Genomic DNA, 19314 nt, shown 5'->3' on the forward strand with positions numbered 1-19314 from the left:
TAGTGACACGAGTAAGTTCCGGTCTGCTGTAAAAACAATGAGCTTGGAAGTGCTGGAAGGCTAGTTCGAATCGGCGGATGCCCCTTTAGAGTGCATGCAATTAACTAATCTTGATGGCTTCTTGACGAGAATAGCTGTTGGCCACGACGAGATTCCGATAGGCGAATGGCTATCAGAGGTCTGGGGCGAGGATCCTGAATTCGTCGATGATGAGGAGAAATCTGCCGCCACCCAAGCCATCATCAATCTCTATAATGAGATTGTCAGTCAGCTAGCGGAGGGGCTTGCTGAACCCATATTAATGCACATTGCAGAAACCGATGAGTTTATAGCTGACGGTTGGGTGAAAGGCTTTATGCGTGCGATTGCCTTGCGGTCGTGCCGATGGGAAAAGATGATGGGATCTGAAGCTGGTGTGCTTCTGGCTCCGGTCGTGATGCTGACTGACATAGACACATTTACTGATGGGGCAGATCTGGGATTTGACGATTTTTGCGGATCGAAGAGGATGCGATCTATGCGCTGCCTGACGTGATGGTTGCCATCGCTGATTACTGGAGTATGTCGGCAACCGAACGTGGTGAATTAACCTCTGAACTGAGAGCGATATTGAAAAGTCGGACGCAATGATCCTTGTCGATGTGGATCGGGCAAGAAATTCAAGAAATGTTGCGGTGCTCGCGGTTGAATAAACATGTATTCGGCTTGGGCCAGATTCCATGGAAGAAAAGTTGGTCATCAGGTTATATTTGTTTCACAAGATGCTCGCATCATCTCAATGTGTATCGTTGGGGCGATTGTTGAAAGGTTGGTCCGACCATTGAGCACCGCGATCCAGCCTGAAGAAGAGGCGGAGCTAAAAACCAATCTCGTTCAGGTTTGTTTGAGATTTGCCGTTCAGTTTGCCAGATGGCCATGGCACCTATCGCTTAGTTCGCCACGAAAGGTCATGACAGGGGAGCGTGGCCCCCGAGCAGAGATGAAGATCACGCTTTTGTATCGTTGCGATTCGCCGCTTTAACCGGACGGGAGGAAACTTTAAATGAAACGCAGTTTTGCGGCCTTTATCGTTTGACGAACCGGTTGACTTCCGCAGCCTCGTCCATTTCCTTTCGCCGGAAATAGATGGCGCGCCCACAGCGGATTGGACTGTGTCCCTGTACAATGATGATCTGCTCGTCTTTGCGCATCGACTGAGTAATTTCGTGCGGCATGATCAGGGGGCGGCGCTGTAAATTCAGGTTCTCAGATTTCCGCGAAGCGCTGTTTTTTGCATCCCAGCCGATATTGCGTGAACTGCTTTTCACTTCCACCGTCATTTCACCACATTGCGCCGAGACGTTTCGAGCGGTGTCGAGCGCCTTGATCGCGGCGTAGCTTGCGAAGGCGCATCCATCGATCCATGAGAGGGCACCGTCTTTGCCGAAATGTCGTTCAAGCTGGCCAACGGACTGGTACATCAACATCATGCTGATGCCGTATTTGCGTCCGCGATCGCGTGCTTCTTCCAACACGCGCATGTAGCCAAGCAGATCGACCTCATCGAGCATGAAGAGGGCACGGCGCCCAAATGCACCATCGGCCTCGATCATTGCATTGATCAGGGAGCCGATGATCACTCGCCCGATCCCCGGATAGGAACGCAGGATCGATGCGGGGATATTCAGAAATACGTCCTTCTTGCCGGTCGCGATTTCGGCGGATTTGAAACTGTCACCGCAGACAAGCGCCGCGTAATTGTCCAGTGACAGCCACTGGGTATCTTTTGAGGCGGTGGAATAGACGCCGGAGAAGGTCTGTTCGGTCATATTGACGAAAACGCCGAGCGTTTCGCGAATGAAGGTGGACCCAGAATGTTCCTGAACGTCACGGAGCATGGCAAGCACAGACGTTTCAGGTTCCGAAACGATCTGGCGCAGGCTACGTAGATTACGCCGTCCGGAAAACTCCGGCGACAACATCACATGGGCAAGGAGCCCGGTCAGGAGATTGTGCGCCTGGTTCTGGAAAAACGAACCGGTAGAGCTTTCGAAGCGAACGCTTTCCGACAAAAGCATATGGGCTATTCCAACAATGTCCTCCTCTTTCTTCGTGGAGGTCTCAATACCGTCAAGGACGTTGAAGCCCATGATCGGATTGGTTGGATCAAGCACCATCACGTCGCGCTGAAGTTTGTTGCGGCGATGTTCGATGACCATCGGGGCGACTTCGGTTGAGGGATCAAGGCAGATGATCGGGCCGATATAGCGCAGCGCTGTCGGCACGACGTTACTCGTCGTCTTGTAGCCGCCTGATCCGGCAAAGAAGAGCATATGCGTTGAATCGAAATCCTGCTTGTAGGTAAGAAGCGGTGCCTTGCCGCCGCGTCCCCATGTGGCTGGGTCATTTGGATCGAATGGTAGTTTATGAACGAGCTCCTTGTCGACGCGATAACGTTCGCCAACGACGATTTCGCCATCTTCCGGGAATAGTCGTGCTAGCGCCCGCATTGGCAGCCAGTCTGCATCGCCGAAGCTTGCGCGCCGGGCCCGCTTTATCTGTGCAGGCACGACACTGGAAATGCGTGCTGATACAGCCGCGGCAATAAAGCCAATGACAGCGCTGACGACCGCGATCATATCAAGGTATGACAGCGCCTGGTCCCAACTCAATGCCCGGCTTTCCACGAAGGGGGAAAGACGGGTAATTTCGCGCAATGCGTAGAAGCCAGTTATCAGCAGGAAGCAGGCAAGACTTGCCAGCGCGATTGGTTTCCGCTGATGCAATGGCAACATCCAGACAGTCAGGAGCCCGGCAAGTGGGCCGCATATAAGGGCTGGTACAGGAGACGCTCGCAAAACCCAGTATTGCGGTTTCCCTGATAAGCCAGCGGCCAATTCCGGCCAACGCCAGTTGGCAATATAGAATGCTAAACTGGAAACAGCGATTGGCACCAGGACGAGCAATTGGCTTGGATGCGGTTTTGCGCCAGTCGTCATTGCGCAGCATCCGGCTCTTCTTGCCAATGAGGATCTGATGCTTTTGCGCGGAAAGCCATTTCACCGCGATTGCGCAAGCGCTGAAACTCAGCCGTATCCGGTAAAAGTCGTGCCAGTTCCAGCAAGCCACCTAGTAGGAATGCCCGGTCTGCCGTCGACAGACCGGCACGAACGACAATTTCGCCGAGTAGGTATTTTTTGCGAAGGTCTTTCTTGCGTTTAACTGACACGAGGAACCTCCGTCGACGCTCCAGTCCCACCATTTGTCTTTCTATGCGACGCAGCGGATGCGCCACCGCTGTTCCCTTTTTTCCTTTCGCGAAATCGTGTCGTAATTTCACTAATGATTTGATCGATCTCCGTATCGGCGATGTCCATTTCCGCCAAACCGGATTTTGTGGCTGCACGCGCAAAGCGCTCGGCGGACTTTACCAGTAGTTCTTTTCTACGTTCGTGCAGCTTCTCGATTTGTGTGTCGATATCAAGAATAGAATTTTTGCCTGCCATCTATCGGGTTCCTTCCCATTTCACCGCTTTGCCCCTTGTTTATTAAACTGTATATAACAAGATAGTTAAATATGTTATAAAGCGCAAGTATGCAACTATTTGTGCGGTAAGGGCTTTTTTAACTGTCTAAAAAATCGATGTCGATCAAAGCTCGTGTGCCGAGATACGACATTCTTTGGAGGTCTGGAGGAGTGTCATGGCGATCATGTTCGTCAGAGCGCAGGTGATCAGCAGAGGAGCGGGGCGCAGTATTGTCTCGGCTGCTGCCTATCGCCATCGTGCACGGATGATGGACGAGCAGTCGGGAACTTCATTTAGCTATCGTGGCGGGGCTGATGAACTCAAGCATGAGGAACTGGCGCTTCCCGATGAAATCCCTAACTGGCTGACGACAGCCATTGAAGGAAAGACGGTCGCCGCGGCAAGCGAGGTTTTGTGGAATGCGGTCGACGCTTTTGAGAAGCGGGTCGACGCACAGCTTGCCCGTGAACTTGTTATTGCGCTGCCGGAGGAACTGACACGTGCAGAAAACATTGCGCTCGTCCGCGAATTTATCAGGGAAAATCTGACCGCAAAGGGCATGGTTGCCGACTGGGTCTATCACGACAGGGACAGCAATCCGCATATCCATCTGATGATGACGTTGAGACCGCTGACGGAACAAGGGTTTGGCAGCAAGATGGTGGCGGTATCTGGACCCGACGGCAAGCCGTTGCGGGTGATCAAGCCCGATCGTCCGAACGGTGCTATCGTTTACTCACGCTGGGCCGGTGACAAGGAGACGATGAAGGAGTGGAAGATTGCCTGGGCAGAAACGACCAATCGGCATTTGGCGCTTGCTGGCCATGACATTCGTCTTGACGGACGCTCTTATGCCGAACAGGGGCTCGATGGGATCGCGCAAAAGCATCTTGGACCGGAGAAGGCTGCTTTGGCGCGCAAGAATATGGAGATGTATTTCGCGCCGGCCGATCTTGTTCGCCGCCAGGAAATGGCAGATCGGCTTCTTTTAGAGCCTGAACTTCTTTTAAAGCAGCTTGAGCGCGAACGTTCCACTTTCAACGAACGCGACATCGCCAGAGCGTTACATCGTTATGTTGATGATCCAGCCGATTTTGTCAGTATTCGCACACGGGTGATGGTGTCCAATAATCTGGTGTTGTTAAGGCCTCAGCAAGTTGACCGGCAAACTGGTAAGGTGGCGCAACCGGCTGTCTTTACGTCGCAAGAGATCTTGCGCACAGAATTTGACATGGTTGGCTCGGCGGAGGTTCTGTCCAAGCGAACCGGCTTCAGGATCACTGACAAACAAAGGGCGTCGGCGGTGGGGGCCATCGAAACGGCTGATCCTGAGAAGCCTTTCAGACTTGAGCAGGAGCAGATTGACGCTGTCCATCATGTCACCGGTGACAGCGCTATTGCCACCATTGTTGGTCTTGCCGGAGCGGGCAAATCGACGCTTCTTTCCGCTGCACGTATTGCGTGGGAAAGCGGACATCATCGCGTTTTGGGTGCGGCACTTGCTGGCAAGGCAGCCGAGGGATTGGAGGAAAGTTCGGGTATCAAATCGCGAACTCTTGCCGCATGGGAACTTGCCTGGGCGAACGAACGCGATTTGCTGAAACGCGGCGATGTTCTTGTCATAGAAGAGGCAGGAATGGTGCCGTCGCAGCAGATGGCCCGTGTGTTGGAGGCAGCAAAGGATGCCGGAGCAAAAGTCGTCCTTGTCGGTGACGCGATGCAGCTTCAACCAATTCAGGCCGGGGCAGCGTTCCGCGCTATTGCTGAGCGGATAGGTTCTGCAGAACTTGCTGGTGTTCGTCGCCAGCGCGAAGGATGGGCACGCGACGCCTCACATCTGTTTGCACGCGGTGAAGTCGAAAAAGGTCTTGATGCATATGTAAAGCATGGACACCTTGTCGAAGCGCGAACCCACGACGAGATTATCGGCCGTCTGGTTTCAGATTGGGCAGATGCACGCCGCTCGTTTCTCCAGCAATCAAAGGGAGAGGAAAGTGCATTTTCATATTGTGACAAATTGCTCGTGCTTGCCCATACCAACAAGGATGTAAGGCGCCTCAACGCAGCTCTTCGTGAAGAAATGAAGAAGGAAAGTGCGTTGACGGTGCCGCGGGAATTCCGAACTGAACGTGGTATGCGGGAATTTGCTGTTGGTGACCGGATCATCTTCCTCGAAAATTCCAGGTTTGTTGAAAAGCGGGCAACCGGGCTTGGCCCACAATATGTCAAGAATGGTTTGCTTGGTACTGTCGTTTCCACCGGCGGCAGACATGATGATCCGCTGCTTTCCGTCCGTCTCGATAACGGCCGCGACGTTATTATAAGCGAGGATAGCTATCGAAATATTGATTATGGCTATGCTGCAACCATCCATAAAGCTCAAGGAACGACTGTCGAGCGGACCTTCGTGCTTGCCACCGGCATGATGGATCAGCATCTGACCTATGTGGCGATGACGCGACATCGGGATCGGACAGATCTTTATGCAGCACGTGAGGATTTTGAGCCCAAACCGGAATGGGGTGGGAAATCGCGTATTGACCATGCGGCCGGCGTTACTGGGGAATTGGTTGAGACCGGCATGGCAAAGTTCCGGCCGCAGGACGATGATGTTGACGAAAGCCCTTATGCCGACGTGAAGACTGATGACGGAATTGTGCATCGGCTGTGGGGCGTCAGCTTGCCCAAGGCGTTGTCCGACGCAGGCGTATCGGAAGGCGATACTGTTCTTTTGAAAAAAGACGGTGTTGAAATCGTCAAGGTCACAATTCCGGTCCTCAACACGGAAACGGGAAAGAAAACTTACGAGGAAAGGCAGGTGGAGCGAAACGTCTGGACGGCAAAGCAGATCGAAACCGCAGCCATGCGTCTTGAGCGCATTGAGCGCGAAAGCCATCGCCCGGAACTCTTTGGGCAGTTGGTTGAACGTCTTGGCCGTTCAGGCGCAAAAACCACAACGCTCGATTTCGAGAACGAGGCCGACTATCAGGCGCATGTTCGCGACTTTGCCCGCAGGCGCGGTATCAACACAATTTCCGGGATGGCTGCAGACATAGAAGATAAGGTGGCGCGCCAATGGTCATGGATTGTGGAAAAGCGTGAGCAGGTGGCAAAACTTTGGGAGCGAGCAAATGTCGCGCTTGGCTTTACGATCGAGCAAGAGAAAAATGTCTCCTATAATGAAGAGCGATGTGAAAAGCGTGCGGCTGACAACCCCATCGAGCGGGTCTATCTTATTCCACCGACAACCCGATTTGTCCGTAGCATAGAGGAAGATGCCAGGCTTGCTCAACTCAGTTCGGATCGCTGGAAGAAGCGGGAGGTAGTCCTCCGGTCGTTTTTGGAAAAGATCTATTGTGATCCCGATAGCGCTTTGGTCACATTGAATGGACTTGCATCGGATGTCAGCGTCGAGCCGCGTCGGCTTGCCGATAATCTGCAGCATCTTGGCCATCTGCGTGGATCGGGTCGCCTGATCGACGATCATATTACCCGAAATGACCGCAAGGCTGTACTCAACGCGCTGTCGCTACTCGCTCCCTTGGTGCGAGCCCATGCGACAGAATTCCGACGTCAGGCTGAGCACTTCAAAAATCGCGAAGAAAAACGTCGTTCATATATGGCCTTATCTATCCCGGCACTCTCGAAGCCGGCAATGGCCCGCCTCACCGAGATTGAAAACGTGCGAGAACACGGTGGACCGGATGCCTACAAGATTGCTTTTGCTTATGCCGTCGAAGATCGTTTGCTGGTTCAGGAGGTAAAGGCAGTCAATGAGGCGCTGACGGCTCGCTTCGGCCGGACTGCTTTTACTAAAAATGTTGATGCCGTCGGCGAACGCAACATGATTGAACGCATGCCGGAGGATTTTGATTCCGGTAAACGCGATAAACTGACCACACTGTTTGGAGCCATACGCCGATTTTGCGACGAACAGAAACTTGCTGAACGGCAAGACCGTTCGCAGGTGGTTGCCGCCGCCAGCGTGGAGCCGGGGAAGAAAACGAGAGCCTTGTTGCCCATGCTTGCTGCTGTGACGGAGTTCCGAATACCAGTTGAAGATGAGGCTCGGGCGAGGGCGCGCGACGTTGCACACTATCGTCATGATCGAGCAGCCTTGGTTGAAATAGCCAAACACATCTGGCGTGACCCGGCTAGCGCTGTCGACCAGATCGAGGTTCTTATCTTGAAGGGTTTTCCTGGCGAGCGGATTGCTAGAGCCATCGCAAATGAACCCTCAGCCTATGGTGCAATTCGCGGATCTGATCGTATCATGGATAGACTGTTGGCAATCGGTCGCGAGCGACGAAACGCCCTTAAGGCCGTGAGTGATGCGGAAAGTCAGATCCGGTCACTTGGTTCGTCTTATAGGACGGCGCTTGAAAACCAGATCAAATCAATCACCGAGGAACGTCGACGCATGGCAATCGCCATTCCGGGCATGTCGTCAGCTGCCGAAAATGCATTGCGTAAGCTTATAGATGCCACGAAGACGACGGGCGCCAAACCCAATGTTGCCGCCAACTCGCTTGATGCCGTCATCTATCAAGAGTTTGAACGGGTTAGCCGGGCGCTTGACCTTAGATTCGGACGTGATGCGATTTTGCGTGGGGAGAAAACGGTCATCAACCATGTCTCGTCAGCACAGCGTCCAGATTTTGAGGCAATGCGGTTCAGGTTAAAAATTCTTCAGCAAACCGTTCGCAAGCAGGCGCGCGATAAGGTAATTGTGCAGCGCCGACAGCGCAGCATCAAGCAGGTACAGAGCATCGACCGATAAACTCGACTTAAATGAGATGGAACAAGAATGGATAAAACCTGCGATAGTCCCTTCAGTCATATGTTTGTAACGGACGCATGCGCTCAAAACTGCAGGACTATGTCGCTTGTGCGTGGTATTGTTGACGAATGGAGATAGATGAGGACAAAATCGATGACGTGGTTCTGGCCCTGTTGTGGCTGACGCTCCACAACGAGCGTTGCGCCTGGAAGGGGTTTGACTGGTCAACGACGGATCGGTTGCATGACAAAGGCCTGATCTGTGATCCGGTAAACAAGTCGAAGTCATTGATCTTGACGGATGAAGGTCTGCGCCGTTCAGAAGAACTGTTTCGCCAGCTCTTTACGCGGTGAACGTCGGTATTTTGCCATCGTATTCAAACCGACATTCAGGATTTGCAGCGTATTCTTCAGCCCCATTTGCAACTGGATCCTCAATGGTTTTGCTAAGCTATGAGAAGTTGACGGCGGCTTGATCATGATGGGCGCAACCGCACCATTCAAGGGTTTGGTATGTCGTTTATGCGCCTGATTTGCAAGTGCATCGCATAATTCGTTACCGTCCCACAGACCAACGACGTCATCGGGCGGGAAGTTTATTCGCTTCGATGAGCAACGGCCTTTCGCTCTGACTGCAGGGGACATGCGCTCGTCTAGACGCTGTATTCCCAGCCGTCTCCAAAGCTACCAAGATACTTGAACGATTTCGCGCGGGTGTCCTGAGCTGTCGACAGCAACGAGAAACTGCGAGTTTCTAGCGGACCAATCCCCATTGTTCGTCCGGCAAACCAAAGCCGAAATCGCGCATTTGGAATTCATAAAGGTGGCTATTGGTCCAACCTATCGCGGCGTGCAACATTTCGTACAACAGACGGTATTATAGTCCCTGTGAAAGAAAGAGCCAGGCGACTTCAGGTCTTGGGCATCTTTTCACGAGCGAAGCGCTCAATGGAAAAATCGAGAAAGACACGGAGTTTAGGGGCCGTGTGCTAACGTGTGGGATAAAAAGACAAGATACGTAAACTCGGCGGCCTCTCAATTTGCCAGTGCCGATCCGGTTGTGCTCTTTCATTCTCGGTGCACTCAGTATTGACACCAAGCGCTGTGGTTGACGCCATCGGCATGGAAGCCGATCTGACTGGTGTTACGTGTATGGCAAGGAGTGCTTGGGCACGCAAATGGCTACCCATCTGTGTTGCCGCTCACCTTTACGGCGTGGCAGTTGACTGCGGTGGTGTTCTGCTGCTTCCAATTGTCGTAGTTGTTGGTGGCTCCATACCCGCTCCGACGCATTTCAATCTCATGAGGTTCATCTGGCGCGGTCTGGTCGGCTGAAATCTGACTACGTTCTCTGGCTTCGCGAGATTGGGTGCCTAGCATTTCCGGTTGTTTCTGCACTTCTTTTCATCGGTCCTCTGAGGGCGGTACCCCTCGGCTGGATGTTGCTCGGGCGGTCACTAACGATGTTGCAGATTGTCGGTATCACTAACTTTTTTCGGTAGCATCTGGCTCATCCAACATTCAAGCTGATGTGTTTCTTTAAACAACGAGTGCGTGAATGAGTGCCGCCCGACAAATTCCGGGAGATCCTGAAAAAGCCGTCTGACGGCTATGGGATATTCGTGACTACACTGGACGACATAGACCAGCTTCTGCCTGTCAAGTTAAACTTACTCCTTCAAAAAGAGGAAAGACATCAAAAAATCTGCTCCGCATAATATTCAATTCATAAGATGTCGGAGGAAATTCAATGCATTCTTCGCAATCATTCGCTTACGATAGGATTTTTTCTCCTTTGCTTGGAGCTTCCCGATTGACAACTGTTGGAACCGGGCGCGCGATAGCTCATCATGGCGAGATATTGCAGGGAGTTTTCCCTGATGAAGCTGGACATCTCCATAGGGGGTTGATCACATTACCATGTTCAGCGTTCGAATCCGTTATAACTTTTTGGCCCGAAGATGGTGGCGAGCTCTGCACTCGCCCCACAGGCATGAATAAAGCTGCTCGTGCGGCACGGCTGACATTCGAGTTATTGGGGCAGAAAAAATGCGGTGGGTGCCTTACGATTGAAACGAATGTTCCGGTCAGTCTAGGGTTTGGATCATCAACTGCAGATGTTGTTGCGACGATTCGAGCAGTTGCTGCTGCTATGGGCGTGGAACTGCGCAGAACAGTTATATGCCGCCTTGCGGTTGCAGCCGAAACAGCCAGCGACTCTATCGTATTCGGCGAACAGGCTGTACTTTTCGCCCACAGGGAAGGCCGCGTGATAGAATACCTTCCCGGTGAGTTTCCATCTCTGATCGTCGTGGGGTTCATATCGCCGAATGATAAGCCCGTCGACACACTTACATATGTGCCAGCTCACTATGATAGATCTGAAATTGAAAGTTTTCGCGTCTTGCGCGGCCTTGCTAGGAAGGCAATTCTTGAACAGAATGTCGTTCTACTCGGCCACGTCGCAACAGCAAGTGCTCGAATAAATCAACGTTATCTTCCAAAGCGACATTTCGAGGAGCTTCTCCAAATAGCGGCCTATTGCGACGCTCTTGGTGTGCAAGTCGCTCATAGTGGTAATCTAATGGGGCTCTTGCTCGATGCCAGCGATCCGAACGTAACGGAAAAGGTCGCTGCCGCGTTTAAAAAAGCTGCAGAGCAGGGATTTATGAGCATTCATCAGTTCGCGGTGAACGTCGATGTGCAGCCGCTCCGGGTGGCGTTATGAACTTAACGTCTTTTCTTCACGGTTACGAGACGCCTCAAATAATCGAGCTGAGCCCGAATTTCTATGCGGCCCAGTTTCGCTTGATGAAGCTGTTACCGGCCCACTACATCTTGGATCGCGCAGAAGAAAACAAGCTAATAAAGGCTGGCGGAGATATCGTGGAGACAAGCTCGGGAACCTTTGCGCTCGCATTGGCTATGTTGTCCGCAGTTCGTGGTTATCATCTTACAATTGTCAGCTCTACAAGCCTTATGGATCGTGGTTTTAAAACCCGATTGGAACAACTCGGCACTGCAGTGAGGCTGGTTGAGGACCCGGGGGGAACAGGCAACCAGGAGGGTCGTCTTTCAGAACTACACCGTGTGCTTGAAGACAAGCCGGATACGTTCTGGCCGAAACAATACGACAATCCTGATAATCCTGCAGCCTATTCGCGTCTGGCGGAAGTCATTGTGGATCGTCTGGGGCAAGTTGATTGTCTGGTCGGCTGTGTTGGATCTGGGGGATCGCTCTGTGGCGCAACACGATATCTTCGTCGAGTTTATCCTCAATTGCGTGCGATAGCGGTTGACACGAACAATAGCGTTTTGTTTGGGCAGAAAGCTGGCCCGCGCTTATTGAGGGGGCTTGGAAACAGTATCGTGCCGGAGAACCTTGATCACTGTTTGGTTGATGATGTTCATTGGGTGGGTGCTCTACAAGCCTTTGCTGAAACTCGCCGATTGTATCGTAAATGTGCCCTCTATGTTGGTCCTACCAGCGGTGCTGCTGCTCTTGTGGGAAGTTGGTACGCAAAAAAAACTCCCAATAAGAAAATTGTCGCCATCATGGCTGATGAGGGCTATCGCTACCAGCCGACAGTCTATGCCGATAAATGGCTGAAAAACCTGCCGGGATGGCCGACGGTTATAAAACTAGAGCCTACGCAGATTACGGAAGTTAAGTCAGAGGGCGAGGAAGCCTGGACTTATATGAACTGGGCGCGACGAAAAATGCATAGCTGAAACTTCCTCCCTTTTCAAAGGCGCGAAGTAAGCGCCGTCTCCGCCCCATTGGATTGGCTGTATTTTGAGGCTGGCCGGGCGTGCAAGAAGGTTTCCAGGACTATCTGGAGATTTGCATGGCAGATGATGGATTTGTTGGGCGCTACGAAGTTGTCGAGCCGCGCCGCGGAAACCGGCGTTGGCCAGATGATGTGAAGGCGCGGATCGTGGCGGAAAGCCTTGAGCCTGGTGTTCGTGTTGTTGATGTCGCGCGCCGTCATGACGTTGTTCCGCACCAGCTTTCCTTGTGGGGTAATCCCCCCACCAAATAACGGGCTTCAAAAGTAGAATTTTCTCGGGCTATATGATCGAGGAGATTTTAATGAAGACGAGCAGATTCAGCGAACCACAAATCCTTGCCATCCTTCGCCAGGCGGAAGGCGGCGTTCCTGTACCCGAGTTATGCCGGGAACATGGAATGAGCACTGCGTCATTCTACAAATGGCGATCCAAATACGGTGGCATGGATGCCTCGATGATCAGTCAGATGAAGGCTCTGGAAGACGAAAACCGTCGCCTGAAGAAGATGTATGCGGAGATGAGCATGCAGGCGGAACTGCTTAAAGAGGCTCTTGGAAAAAAGTGACACGGCCATCTCAACGCCGGGAGATGGCCGGGAAAGCAGTGGCGTTGCGAGGGGTGAGCGTTGCGCTTGCCTGCCGCACCTTCGAGGTCAGCGAGACATGCTATCGTTACAGCGCCAGGCTGAACGACGAGAACGGGCAGATTGCCGATCTCCTGATCGGACTGACGCGGGCAAAGAAGACCTGGGGCTTCGGTCTGTGTTTCCTTTATCTGCGCAATGTCCGGGGGCATCACTGGAACCATAAACGCGTTTACCGCATCTATCGTGAGCTTGAATTGAACCTCAGGATCAAGCCGCGCAAGCGGTTGAAGCGGGACAAGCCCGATGCTCTGACCGTGCCAGATGCGCCGAACATGGTCTGGTCCATGGATTTCATGGCCGACCGGCTGGAGGATGGAAGGCAATTCCGGCTGCTGAACGTCCTGGACGACTTCAACCGCGAAGGTCTGGGCATTGAGGTAGACTTCTCGCTGCCTGCCGAACGCGTCATCCGCAGCCTCAACCAGATCATCGAATGGCGCGGCAAACCATTCGCAATTCGTGTTGATAATGGGCCGGAATACGTCAGTGGCAAACTGATGGAATGGGCTGCCAACCAAGGCATCGCCTTGAGCCATATCCAACCCGGCAAGCCACAACAGAATGCGTATGTTGAGCGCTACAATCGCACCGTTCGGAATGAATGGCTCGACCAATATATCATCGAAAGCATTGAGGAGGCGCAGGAATTTGCCACGCAGTGGCTATGGACCTACAACAACGAACGTCCCAATATGGGCATCGGCGGCGTAACGCCCGCACAGAAACTGAAAATGGCCGCGTGAATTCTACTGACGAGCCCCGTTAAAAACGGGGGGATTACCGTGGCGCCGGCAAGTGCGCGAGGGCATTCTGACGCTGCCTTTTGAGTCTATGCCGGGCCTGTCGGAGAGCGGCGATGCCGAGCCTGCGTTTGTGCCTTTGGCGATTGCGGCAGAGCCGAGCGAGGCGGTGAATGTTTTGGCGCCGCCGAAACTGCGGGAGGCGGTTTCGTCAGTCTTGACGCTCACGATCGGCCCGGACCTTGTGATGCGGGTTCCCGGCGATGTGCCGGTTGAACGTGTGGCCGCTCTGGTGCGCGCCATGCGAGGGACGGCATGATCGTCGCGGGCCAACGACTGCCGATCCTGATTGCAACGCGGCCGGTGGACTTCCGCTGCGGGCATCAGGCGCTGGCTCTGATGGTGCAGACCGAGTTGAAGCTCGACCCGCATTCCGGGGTTACGGTGATCTTCCGGTCGAAGCGCGGTGATCGTCTCAAAATCCTGGTGTGGGATGGCACCGGAATGGTGCTGACCTACAAAATTCTTGAACATGGAAGCTTTGCCTGGCCCAAGGTGCAGGATGGGACGATGCGTCTTTCCAGGGGGCAATACGAAGCGTTATTCGAGGGGCTCGACTGGCGGCGAGTCATAGCGCAACGGGTGAGCGCGCCGTCGGCGGCAGGGTGAATATCCCGCTGCCTTTGCATTGTTTTATTTGGATTTTTTGTGCTGTCTTGCTATAAGACCGCATGTCGTCGCCCCTTGATCTCAGCCTGTTTCCGGACCTTCCGCCAGAGGTGGTGAAGGCGTTTGCGGCGATGCAGTTCGAACTGTCGGTCGAGCGTGCTGCACGTCAGCACGAGCAGGCTGTGGTTGCCGAAAAGGACGCCTTCATCGCCGAGCTGAAGGAACTGGTCGAGAAGCTTGAAGGTCAGGTTCACGACTATCGGCGCACGAAGTTCGGGCCGAAATCGGAAAAGCTCGATCCGGCGCAGATGGAACTGGCGCTGGAAGACCTTGAAACGGCAATCGCCGAAACACAGGCGCGGATTGCCGCCGTCGAGAAAAAGATCGAAGCCAGCGCATCCGATCCGGAAAAAGTCGCTCCTCGCAAGGAGCGTAAGGCCCGGGCGCTGCCCGAACACCTGCCGCGGGTCGAGAGAGTGATCGAGCCCGAGAGCATCGTTTGTCCCTGCGGTTGCGGCAACATGGTCCGGATCGGCGAGGATCGGACGGAACGGCTCGACCGGATTCCGGCGCGCTACGAGGTGATCGTCACGATCCGCCCGAAATACGCATGCCCCAAGGGTCGAACGGGCGTCATCCAGGCCAGAGCGCCAGCGCATCTGCTGGAAGGGAGCTGGCCGACGGAAGCCCTTCTGGCTGAGATTGTCGTCTCCAAGCATTCCGAACATATGCCGCTCAACCGGCAGGCCGAGGTCATGGCGCGACACGGGGTGCCGATAGACCGCACGGTCCTGGCCGATTGGATGGGGCGCACGGGCAGCGAAATCGCACCGGTGGTCGACCACATGGCCAAACGGCTGCTGTGGGAAAGCACGCGGCTCTATGTCGATGAGACCACGGTTCCGGTGTTGGATCCGGGGCGGGGCAAGACGAAGACCGGCTATCTATGGGCCGTGTTGCGTGACGATCGCGGTTGGAATGGCTCCGCGCCGTCGGGCGTGGTGTTCCATTATCGACCTGGGCGTAAAGGAGAATATGCCGCTGAAATCCTCGACGGGTTTAACGGGACAATCCAGGTGGATGCCTACGGTGGTTACTCTCACCTCGCTACGTCGGACCGGGTGGGTGGCGATCCCTTGAAGCTGGCTTTCTGTTGGGCGCACGGGCGCAGAAAGCTGATCAAGGCCACGCCAAAGAGTGGATCGCCCATCGTCGACGAGGCGCTGGTGCAGATTGCCGCGCTCTACAAGATCGAAGACAGTATCCGGGGCTCAGATCCCGAATATCGCCGGGCAGTTCGACAGGACCTGTCCCTCCCGCTGGTGGACGAGTTCTTCACCTGGCTGGCAGCGCAAGCCAAGCGCGTCTCACGCAAGTCTGACCTCGGAAAAGCCCTGGCCTATATGCTGACGCGGCAGGACGGCTTCCGGCTGTTCCTGGACGACGGCCACGTCGATATCGATTCCAACCTGGTGGAAAACGCGATCCGCCGACCCGCCATGAACCGCCGCAACGCGCTCTTTGCGGGGCACGATGAAGGGGGCCGCAATTGGGCCCGGTTTGCCAGCCTGATCGGCACTTGTAAAATGAACGGCGTTGAGCCCTAAGCCTATCTGTGCGATCTCTTCACCCGCCTCGCAAACGGCCACCTCGCCAAGGACATCGATGCCCTGATGCCATGGGCCTATGCCGCCCGCATCAAGGCCTCACAATGAGCTCGTCAGGTACTCTTCGGTGAGCTCATTTGACCGCCGAGGATCGGCCTCAGATCGCTGCAATTGAAAAATCAATGGGGCGTGAACGCCGCATACGGCGCGAACGGAAACGACACTAATCGAGAGGCGTCGCGCCAGTTCGGCTTGTGTCCAATTTAATAAGCCTCTCGCGGCGCGGCATTGTGCATTTGTGATGAACACTGTTGGTGCTCATTCTATTGATTGGACGCGATTGATGCTCGTCGATGAGCGATGTAGTTGGCAAAAAAATAGAGACAACTGATGGCAGTTATATTAGAGTGAACATAAGGCAGTGACGCGCTGCCTTGGGGCGTGCAAACCTCTGTTAGCGGTTGGTGTTGGCCGTTACAACATCACACTCCTTGACCTTCTGGTCGGGGAGCCTGTGGCGTATGCAACAGGCCTCCGGCTAAAGGCCACAGGGCCGCCTAACACGGTTTGCAACTCCCCGATCACCAAGGGGTCAATGAGCATTGAGCGGGGGCGTACCGCAAATGCTTCAATTGGAAATCGTGACAATGGCTAATATCGAACATGAAATCGAATATAGCTTCGCCCTTTATACGTACACTTACGGTGATGATCCTAATCAATCCGCGGGACAGTTCTACAGTTCGCAGGCAGAAGCGCGAGAGGATCTGGTAACCTTCCGCGCGTCGTTGATTAGAGACGATGATAGAGACCAACTGTTGCCCGATATGAAGATCATTGAACTGCGTACATGTCCAATAAACCAAAGGGCACTCGTAGAACTTTTCAATGGAATGAATGGAGATTTGGGCGGCTTCATTCGGTCTCGCAGGATTGTGGAAGTTATCACCGAGCCGCAACTTGAACATGAGTAAACGATTTCGTTACGCTGCGTACGAATGGATACGGTCTCGAATTCTGACCAGTAGTTTTTATTTTGAAGTGAATTAGCCGTGAAGCGCCTTAAGCAGTAGAAGTTTGGCGCTTCGGTCAAGTCATACATCGCAATAGCAGGTCGTCTCAGGCAACCGCACCCAGTAAGGGTTTACCATGGGTGAGGCCATTCACCTTATCGACGATCCCACGCGCGTCGATACCAAAATGGCTGTAAAGGTCGCCAATCGTTCCTGTCTGACCGAAATGCTCGACCCCGAGCGGAATCGTCTTATGACCGGTAACCGAACCGAGCCAGGACAGGGTCGCGGGATGCCCATCGATAACGGTAACGAATTTGCAGTGTGGGGGGACATCGTTCATCAGTTTTTCGACGTGGCACTCAGCTTGCGTGAGACCCCGGGCACGCGCGCGTTGTGCGGCGGTCCAGCCCGCATGAAGCCGGTCGGCAGATGTAACTGCCAACACGCCGATATCGCGCCGCCCTTCACCGATGATGCCAGCAGCCTTGATAGCCTCGGGCGCGATCACACCCTGGTAGGCGATGACCACGTCGCAATTCGGTCCAGGTTCACGCAGCCAATAGGCACCGTCAATCGCGCCTTGTCGGAATCGATCATCGATCCGCTTGGTCGGCTGCTCGATCGGATTGGTTGAAAGGCGCAGATAGACCGACCCACCGGTTTCGTCTCTAAGCCAGGTCCGTTCATCGGGATCGCCGCTTCCGTCGCGCTGCATATAGTCGAATGCCCAGTTCATAATAACAGCAAGTTCGTCGGCGAAAGCTGGCTCGAAAGCAGCAAGCCCATCCTGCGACATCCCGATGAGTGGAGATCCAATCGATTGGTGCGCGCCACCTTCAGGCGCCAATGTCACACCGGAAGGCGTTCCCACGATGATGAATCGTGCATCCTGATAGCAGGCGTAATTCAAGGCATCCAAGCCGCGCCCTACGAATGGGTCGTAGACAGTTCCGATCGGTAGAAGGCGCTTGCCGAAAAGAGAGTGTGAAAGGCCTGCCGCGCCCAACAGCAGGAAGAGATTCATTTCCGCAATGCCGAGTTCAATATGCTGGCCAGCCGGGGTGAATTCCCATTTTGCGGTTGAAGGTATTTTATGATCGATGAAAGTATCAGGGCGCTTTTCGCGGGCAAACAGTTTGCGCCGGTTGACCCATGGCCCAAGGTTGGTCGTTCCTGTAACATCGGGTGACATCGTTACAATTCGCGCGGCTAGTTCCGAGTCTGTTTTCGACAATTCGTCCAGGATTTTGCCAAAAGCCATCTGTGTCGAGATTTCTCGCTCGGCGCTTGTCGGGATCGCTGGTACCACAATGGGAGCGTCGTGGTAACGTCGCCGACCATTGGCAAAAAATGGCACTGTGTCTAGAAGCGTCTGCAACTGCTGCGGATCCTCGACCGTTGCCCATCGATCCCATTCCTGCCCTTCAGGAACGCCCATATGCGTTTGCCATTCAGCCATCTGGGCCTTTGTCATAAGGCCGCCGTGATTGTCCTTATGTCCGGCGATCGGGGTGCCCCATCCTTTGATAGTATATGCTAGAAAGCACACCGGTCGGTCATGATCGATCTCGGCAAATGTCCCGGCCATGGTGCTCACGCAATTGCCGCCGAGATTTTCCATAAGTTCGGCGAGTTCGACGTCGTTGCGCTTTTCGATCAGAGCGGTGACATCGCCCTGATCGCCGAGATCGTCCATGAGACGCCTGCGCCAGACGGCTCCGCCCATGAAGGTCAGCGCCGAATAAAGCTGATTTGGGCAATTGTCGATCCATTCTCGGAGCCGCTCCCCACCGGGTTCCTCGAAGGCCGCGCGTTGCAATGCGCCATATTTGATCCTGATAACGTCCCAGCCGAAAGCGTTGAAAATGTCTTCGATCCGTCGAAACAAGCCTTCCTGAACGATGCCGTCGAGTGATTGCCGGTTGTAGTCGATGATCCACCAAGTGTTGCGCAAGCCGTGTTTCCAACCCTCCTGCAGGCATTCATAGACATTGCCTTCATCGAGTTCGGCATCTCCGACCAATGCGATCATCCGGCTAAGGCATAAGTCTTTGCTCCAGTTCTTCGATGTAATGTAGTCCTGAATCATGGAAGCAAAGGACGTGATCGCGACACCGAGGCCGACAGAGCCAGTCGAGAAATCAACGTCATCGATGTCTTTGGTGCGGCTGGGATAGCTTTGTGCCCCATGGAACCCCCGAAAGTTTTCCATTTTCTCTCGCGTCTGGTTGCCCATCAGATACTGGATTGCATGAAAAACAGGTGAGGCGTGGGGTTTGACGGCAACGCGGTCCTGCGGGCGCAGTGCGGAGAAATAAAGCGCCGTCATAATTGATACCAGAGAAGCGGACGACGCCTGATGCCCGCCAACCTTGATCCCGTCCTCCTTTGGACGGATGTGGTTGGCATGATGAATCATCCAGTGTGACAGCCATAAAAGCCGTTGTTCGATCGTCTTGAGATGTTCATGCTGCATATTGATTGGGCCTCTCGCGTTGTAGTCGCATATGATTGGCTCGCAGAATTCGGGCCGCGTCAATATGCTGTTAAAGTGATCAA

Annotated in this window: 13 protein-coding genes and 5 pseudogenes; 13 read left to right on the forward strand and 5 right to left on the reverse strand. The window is 54.0% G+C overall.

Annotated elements, in window-relative coordinates; translation table 11 throughout:
• Positions 1-79 precede the first annotated feature (79 nt).
• Together OANT_RS03340 and OANT_RS27395 are read left to right on the forward strand one after the other, a co-directional pair.
• A pseudogene (locus tag OANT_RS03340) lies at positions 80-535 on the forward strand (UPF0149 family protein); the annotation flags it as partial.
• Positions 536-622: 87 nt separating this feature from the next.
• Positions 623-688, forward strand: a pseudogene (locus tag OANT_RS27395) (SEC-C metal-binding domain-containing protein); the annotation flags it as partial.
• A 376-nt stretch (positions 689-1064) separates the two neighbouring features.
• Here the strand turns inward: OANT_RS27395 and traG are convergent.
• Genes traG through OANT_RS03355 form a run of 3 tightly spaced genes read right to left on the reverse strand, consistent with a single transcriptional unit; the run spans position 1065 to position 3485 of the window.
• Positions 1065-2978: a Ti-type conjugative transfer system protein TraG gene (traG, locus tag OANT_RS03345; protein WP_012090905.1), complete on the reverse strand. Its 1914-nt coding sequence runs from the start codon at positions 2976-2978 to the stop codon at positions 1065-1067.
• On the reverse strand, positions 2975-3208 hold the full coding sequence (locus OANT_RS03350; RefSeq protein ID WP_012090906.1) for a conjugal transfer protein TraD: 234 nt from the start codon (positions 3206-3208) through the stop codon (positions 2975-2977). The genes traG and OANT_RS03350 overlap by 4 nt, the downstream gene beginning before the upstream one ends.
• Entirely contained in the window at positions 3198-3485 is a 288-nt protein-coding gene (locus OANT_RS03355; RefSeq protein ID WP_012090907.1) for a TraC family protein, read from the reverse strand. Before OANT_RS03355 ends, OANT_RS03350 begins: the two co-directional genes overlap by 11 nt.
• 196 nt (positions 3486-3681) lie before the next feature.
• On the opposite strand from OANT_RS03355, the gene traA reads away from it, so the two are divergent.
• Both traA and OANT_RS03365 read left to right on the forward strand, forming a co-directional pair.
• A complete protein-coding gene (traA, locus tag OANT_RS03360) occupies positions 3682-8286 on the forward strand; it encodes a Ti-type conjugative transfer relaxase TraA (RefSeq protein ID WP_012090908.1) in 4605 nt (1534 codons plus the stop codon).
• Positions 8287-8414: 128 nt separating this feature from the next.
• A complete protein-coding gene (locus tag OANT_RS03365) occupies positions 8415-8639 on the forward strand; it encodes a DUF6429 family protein (RefSeq protein WP_012090909.1) in 225 nt (74 codons plus the stop codon).
• Here the strand turns inward: OANT_RS03365 and OANT_RS26275 are convergent.
• Positions 8604-8930 carry a hypothetical protein gene (locus OANT_RS26275; RefSeq protein WP_143851060.1) on the reverse strand — a complete coding sequence of 109 codons (327 nt, stop codon included), beginning with the start codon at positions 8928-8930 and terminating at the stop codon, positions 8604-8606. The genes OANT_RS03365 and OANT_RS26275 overlap by 36 nt on opposite strands.
• Before the next feature lie 444 nt (positions 8931-9374).
• On the opposite strand from OANT_RS26275, the gene OANT_RS26280 reads away from it, so the two are divergent.
• From OANT_RS26280 to OANT_RS03415, 9 genes and pseudogenes are all read left to right on the forward strand, one after another.
• The gene (locus OANT_RS26280; protein WP_143851059.1) at positions 9375-9620 is read left to right on the forward strand and encodes a hypothetical protein; all 246 of its coding nucleotides are present in this window, start codon (positions 9375-9377) and stop codon (positions 9618-9620) included.
• Positions 9621-10035: 415 nt separating this feature from the next.
• Positions 10036-11013 carry a GHMP family kinase ATP-binding protein gene (locus OANT_RS03375; RefSeq protein ID WP_012090910.1) on the forward strand — a complete coding sequence of 326 codons (978 nt, stop codon included), beginning with the start codon at positions 10036-10038 and terminating at the stop codon, positions 11011-11013.
• Positions 11010-12017, forward strand: a complete 1008-nt coding sequence (locus OANT_RS03380; RefSeq protein ID WP_012090911.1) for a PLP-dependent cysteine synthase family protein — start codon at positions 11010-11012, stop codon at positions 12015-12017. The genes OANT_RS03375 and OANT_RS03380 overlap by 4 nt, the downstream gene beginning before the upstream one ends.
• 116 nt (positions 12018-12133) lie before the next feature.
• A pseudogene (locus tag OANT_RS25305) lies at positions 12134-12307 on the forward strand (transposase); the annotation flags it as partial.
• A gap of 71 nt (positions 12308-12378) precedes the next feature.
• Positions 12379-13466 (forward strand): IS3 family transposase gene (locus OANT_RS03395; protein WP_086000475.1). Its coding sequence is split into 2 segments (ribosomal slippage): positions 12379-12640 and positions 12640-13466, totalling 1089 coding nucleotides; the frame shifts between segments, so codons are not numbered across the junction.
• Between the two features lie 40 nt (positions 13467-13506).
• Positions 13507-13782, forward strand: a pseudogene (locus tag OANT_RS03400) (IS66-like element accessory protein TnpA); the annotation flags it as partial.
• Positions 13779-14132 (forward strand): IS66 family insertion sequence element accessory protein TnpB, encoded by a 354-nt coding sequence (gene tnpB, locus OANT_RS03405; protein ID WP_012090913.1) that lies wholly within the window; start codon positions 13779-13781, stop codon positions 14130-14132. The pseudogene OANT_RS03400 and the gene tnpB, both read left to right, overlap by 4 nt.
• Positions 14133-14194: 62 nt before the next feature.
• A pseudogene (gene tnpC, locus OANT_RS03410) lies at positions 14195-15847 on the forward strand (IS66 family transposase).
• Positions 15848-16386: 539 nt separating this feature from the next.
• Entirely contained in the window at positions 16387-16713 is a 327-nt protein-coding gene (locus OANT_RS03415) for a hypothetical protein (protein ID WP_040129701.1), read from the forward strand.
• Positions 16714-16858: 145 nt separating this feature from the next.
• Here the strand turns inward: OANT_RS03415 and OANT_RS03420 are convergent, their stop codons facing one another.
• Positions 16859-19231, reverse strand: a complete 2373-nt coding sequence (locus OANT_RS03420) for a thiamine pyrophosphate-binding protein (RefSeq protein ID WP_012090916.1) — start codon at positions 19229-19231, stop codon at positions 16859-16861.
• Positions 19232-19314: the final 83 nt, after the last annotated feature.

This window comes from Brucella anthropi ATCC 49188, from assembly GCF_000017405.1.
GTDB classification, from domain to species: Bacteria; Pseudomonadota; Alphaproteobacteria; order Rhizobiales; family Rhizobiaceae; genus Brucella; species Brucella anthropi.